General features: G+C 66.6%; 3 protein-coding genes. 2 read left to right on the top strand and 1 reads right to left on the bottom strand.

Going from position 1 to position 5,176, the window contains the following annotated elements:
* A partial coding sequence (locus ACFWF3_RS23480; protein WP_379315288.1) for a DEAD/DEAH box helicase occupies nt 1-1,812 on the bottom strand: 1,812 nt, incomplete at its 3' end.
* A 435-nt stretch (nt 1,813-2,247) separates the two neighbouring features.
* Here ACFWF3_RS23480 and ACFWF3_RS23475 point away from each other — a divergent pair.
* Nucleotides 2,248-2,454: a cold-shock protein gene (locus ACFWF3_RS23475; protein WP_019044597.1), complete on the top strand. Its 207-nt coding sequence runs from the start codon at nt 2,248-2,250 to the stop codon at nt 2,452-2,454.
* Between the two features lie 237 nt (nt 2,455-2,691).
* Nucleotides 2,692-5,176 (top strand): type I DNA topoisomerase (gene topA, locus ACFWF3_RS23470; RefSeq protein ID WP_379315287.1); only part of this gene is annotated, 2,485 nt, incomplete at its 3' end.

Below are 5,176 nucleotides of genomic sequence, written 5' to 3'. Positions count from 1 at the left end.
CTCCTCGATCACCCCCTGAACGGTGATCGAGGTGATCTGCCGGGAACTGGTGGTGAAGCCGGGATCCACCTCGTTGACGAACGCGACACCACCCTCGAGGTCCAGTTCGTCGACCAGATAGGTCTCGCCCTGATGCAGATGGACAGCCCCCGTGTGCAGCGTGGCGGGTGCCCGGCCTGCGTCGGCGGTGCCGAGCAGGCGTCCGGTCTCGGCGTCGACGATCGCGACCGGCGAGCCGAGTCCACCGCGCACATCCACGTCGTCGTGCGGGTGGGTGTGCGCGGTGATGTGCCAGCGCGCACCCGCGCCGCGGGTGCCCGGCCTGCGCCGGATCAGGCCCTGATCGGCGAGGTCGGCGAGTACTTCGTCGGCTCTGAACTCGCTCGCCTCTTCGTCGGTGAGCGGCAGCTCCATCGCGGCGCACAGCAGTTGGGGGCCGAGGATGTAAGGGTTGTACGGGTCGGTGATGGTGGCCTCGATCGGCCGGTCGAGCAGCGCTCGCGGGTGGTGCACCAGGTAGGTGTCGAGCGGGTCGTCGGTAGCCACGAGCACCACCAGCGAACCCTGCGTCCGTCTGCCCGCCCGCCCGGCCTGCTGCCAGAACGAGGCGACCGTTCCGGGAAAACCGGCGATGACCACGGCGTCGAGGCCCGCGATGTCGACGCCTAGTTCGAGTGCGTTGGTACTCGCCGCGCCGAGCAATGTCCCCTGCGACAGCGACTGCTCGAGCTCCCGCCGGTCCTCGGCCAGATAGCCCGCCCGGTAGGCTGCAACCCGTTCCTGCAGCTCGGGGGCGGTTTCCGCGAGGACGCGACGGGCGTCGAGCGCGATCAGTTCGGCACCGCGCCGCGAGCGAACGAAGGTCAGTGTCCTGGCGCCCTCAGCCACCAGCGCCGCCATGATCTTGGCTGCCTCGCTGGTCGCGGTGCGCCGCACCGGTGCTCCGTTCTCACCGGCCCGCATCGCGCTCAGCGGCGGTTCCCACAGGGCGACGGTCCGGGCGCCGCGCGGCGACCCGTCCTCGGTGACAGCGGCCACCGGCGCCCCGATCAGCCTGCTCGCCGACGCGGCCGGATCGGCACTGGTCGCCGAGCACAGGATGAACACCGGGTCGGCGCCGTAGAACCGGGCGAGCCGACGCAGCCTTCGCAACACCAGCGCGACGTGCGAACCGAACACTCCTCTATATGCGTGGCATTCGTCGACCACCACATACCGCAGGTTGCGCAGCACCCGTGCCCAGCGCTGATGCGAACGGAGAATCCCGACGTGCAGCATGTCGGGATTGGTGAAGATCCAGCGGGCGTTGGCCCGCACCCACTGTCTGACCTCGCCGGGAGTGTCGCCGTCATAGCTCGCCGGATGCGCCTCTCGCAGCGGATTGTCATGGATCAGGCTGCCGACGGCGCGGAGTTGATCGGCGCCGAGTGCCTTGGTGGGGGAGAGATACAGCGCGGTGGCGCGGGGGTCGTCGTGCAGCGCGGTGAGCACCGGTAACTGGTAACCGAGCGATTTCCCGGACGCGGTTCCCGTGCTCACCACGACGTGGTTTCCGGTCGCCGCGAGATCGGCCGTGCGGGTCTGGTGTTCCCACGGCAGCGTGATCTCCTGCGCGTCCAGGGCTGTGACCAGCTCCGATGGCACCCATTCCGGCCACGCGGTGGTGTGCGCGCGCCGTGCGGGCAGCTCGGCGATGTGGGTCAACGGGTTGCCGCCGGCAGCCGCCTCGGTCAGGACACGATTGAGCAACGATCGCCCATAGCTCTCGCCCGTATCGTGCTCTCGGACCTCGGTCCGGTCTGTCGGATTCATCCAGTCCTTCTCTCACGCGACACGCGAAGTGTGAAACGTGTGTGTGCGACAACCACTACCTGGGATTTCGTAACCCAGTAGCGATCTGGGTCACAGCATGTTTGCTGGAAGCTCACTCGGTTATCAAGAAGCAAACAGACCGAAAGTACGGATACACCCAATCTGTCCCTTACCTGCACATTCGCAAGATCATGAATTTTGCAAATAGTCGGTAACTCGACTGTCGAATTGCGCAGAGACATGGTTCACTGGGTCTCGGTCGCAAGCTTCTGTGTTCGAGGGACGGATCCAAGGTCCAAACCATCAGCAGGATCGTTGTTGCGAACGCCGTGCTCAGGATTTCCTTGCAGGGGGACCAACAGTACAGCGGTCGGAACGGGCCCGGTGGACGAACCCAGTTGTCCGCCGTTTCCGGTAGAAAGAGAAGGAAACAGAATGGCACAGGGAACTGTGAAGTGGTTCAACGCGGAGAAGGGGTTCGGCTTCATCGCGCCCGAGGACGGCTCCGCTGACGTCTTCGTCCACTACTCGGAGATCCAGGGCACGGGCTTCCGTACCCTCGAGGAAAACCAGAAGGTCGAGTTCGAGGTAGGCCAGGGCACCAAGGGCCCGCAGGCCACCGGCGTTCGCGCGCTCTCCTGAGCTGCGGAACACAACAACGCCTCGTCCCCCTCCTCCGCATGCGGAGGAGGGGGACGAGTCATTTCCGGGTACCATCGCCCAGGACAGCGCCCGCGTCGTGAAACGCCGCAAATGCCTCTACCCCAAGTGCGCAGGGTATAAACGTCACTGGTGGTGATGTCCGAACGTCGCCGTCTGCCCCAGCCGCGCACCGAGCGGACCTCCCGACGCGCGGATCTAGAAGGAAGGTGTTCGCCGGTGGCAACACGAGACCGCAGTTCAGCCGACCAGGGCCGACCCCTGCGTCGTCTCGTGATCGTCGAGTCGCCGACCAAGGCCCGCAAGATCGCGCCCTACCTGGGTCGCAACTACACGGTCGAGGCCTCGGTGGGCCATATCCGCGACTTGCCGCGCGGTGCCGCCGACGTGCCCGCCAAATACAAGGGGCAAGCGTGGGCCCGCCTCGGTGTCGACGTCGATCACGACTTCGAGCCGATCTATGTGGTGAACCCGGATAAGAAGGCCAAGGTCGCCGAGCTCAAGAGCTTGCTGGCCGACGCCGACGAGCTCTACCTCGCCACCGACCCCGACCGCGAGGGCGAGGCCATCGCCTGGCACCTGCTCGAAACGCTCAAGCCGAAGGTCCCGGTTCGCCGGATGGTCTTCCATGAGATCACCGAGCCCGCCATCCTCGCGGCCGCCGCCGACACGCGCGAGCTCGACAACGATTTGGTCGACGCCCAGGAAACCCGTCGCATTCTGGATCGCCTCTACGGCTACGAGGTCTCCCCGGTGCTGTGGAAGAAGGTCATGCCGCGGCTGTCCGCCGGTCGCGTGCAGTCCGTCGCCACCCGGGTGATCGTGCAGCGTGAGCGCGAGCGCATCGCGTTCCGCTCCGCCGGGTACTGGGACATCGCCGCCAAGCTCGACGCGGGTCCCGACGAGAAGTCTGATTCGACCAACCCGCGCACGTTCGGCGCGCGCCTGGTGCAGGTCTCCGGCGACCGTGTGGCTTCCGGTCGTGACTTCGGTTCCGACGGTCAGCTCAAGTCGGCCACCGGTGTCGTCGTGCTCGACGAGGCCTATGCCCGCAGGCTGGCCGAGGCGCTCGACGGCGCCGCGCTCGAGGTCAGCTCGGCCGAGGCCAAGCCGTACACGCGCAAGCCGTACCCGCCGTTCATGACTTCCACGTTGCAGCAGGAAGCGGGCCGCAAGCTGCGGTTCACCTCCGAGCGCACGATGCGGGTCGCGCAGCGGTTGTACGAAAACGGCTATATCACCTACATGCGTACCGACTCCACGACGCTGTCGGAGTCGGCGATCGCGGCGGCTCGCTCGCAGGCGACCCAGCTCTACGGCGCGGAGTACGTCTCGCCGTCGCCACGCCAGTACACCCGCAAGGTCAAGAACGCGCAGGAGGCACACGAGGCGATCCGTCCCTCGGGTGACACCTTCATGACGCCCGGTCAGCTGGCCTCGAAGGTCGACAACGACGAGTTCAAGCTCTACGAGATGATCTGGCAGCGCACGGTCGCCTCGCAGATGGTCGACGCGCGCGGCACCACGCTGACCCTGCGCATCACCGGCACCGCGCGGACCGGCGAGGAGTGTGTGTTCTCGTCCTCGGGTCGCACCATCACCTTCGCCGGGTTCCTCAAGGCCTACGTCGAGAGCGTGGACGAGGAGGCGGGCGGCCAGTCCGACGACGCCGAATCCCGTTTGCCCGCACTGGAAGAGGGCCAGAGCGTCACGGCCGTCGAGCTCACTCCCGACGGCCACAGCACCAACCCGCCCGCCCGCTACACCGAAGCCTCGCTGATCAAGACGCTGGAAGACCTCGGCATCGGCCGCCCGTCGACCTACTCCTCGATCATCAAGACGATCCTCGATCGCGGGTACGTCTACAAGCGCGGTAGCGCGTTGGCCCCGGCGTGGGTGGCGTTCGCGGTGGTCGGCCTGCTCGAGGCCTACTTCGGTCGACTCGTCGACTTCGACTTCACCGCCGCGATGGAGGACGACCTCGACGCTATCGCCGGTGGACGCGAGCAACGCGGAAACTGGTTGTCCAGCTTCTACTTCGGTGGCGAATCCGGCGCCGAGGGTTCGGTCGCGCGGTCCGGTGGCCTCAAGAAGATGGTCTCCGTGCAGCTCGACGACATCGACGCGCGCGAAGTGAACTCGATCAAGATGTTCGTCGACGAAGAGGGCCGCGATGTCGTGGTCCGCGTCGGCCGCTTCGGTCCGTACCTGGAGCGGATGATCATCAATCCCGATGACCCCGAAGGGGATCGGATCTCGCAGCGGGCGAACCTGCCCGACGATCTGCCGCCCGACGAGCTGACGCCCGAGGTCGCCGAGAAGCTGTTCTCGACGCCGCAGGAGGGGCGCTCGCTCGGCGTCGACCCGGTGTCGGGGAACGAAATCGTCGCCAAGGAAGGACGTTTCGGCCCGTACGTCACCGAGGTGCTGCCGGAACCGCCCGCACCCGAACCGGACGCGGCGCCCGCGAAGAAGACCAAGAAGGCCGCGGAGGTCAAGCCGCGCACCGGTTCGCTGTTCAAGTCGATGGACCTGGCCGAGATCACCCTCGACGACGCGCTGATGTTGCTCTCGCTGCCCCGCGTGGTCGGCAACGATCCCACCTCGGGCGAGGAGATCACCGCGCAGAACGGCCGCTACGGCCCGTACCTGAAGAAGGGCACGGATTCCCGTTCGCTGGCGACCGAGGATCAGTTGTTCTCGG

Source organism: Nocardia sp. NPDC060220 (assembly GCF_042727815.1).
Lineage (GTDB): Bacteria > Actinomycetota > Actinomycetes > Mycobacteriales > Mycobacteriaceae > Nocardia.
This window is presented reverse-complemented; position numbering and strand designations above follow the sequence as displayed.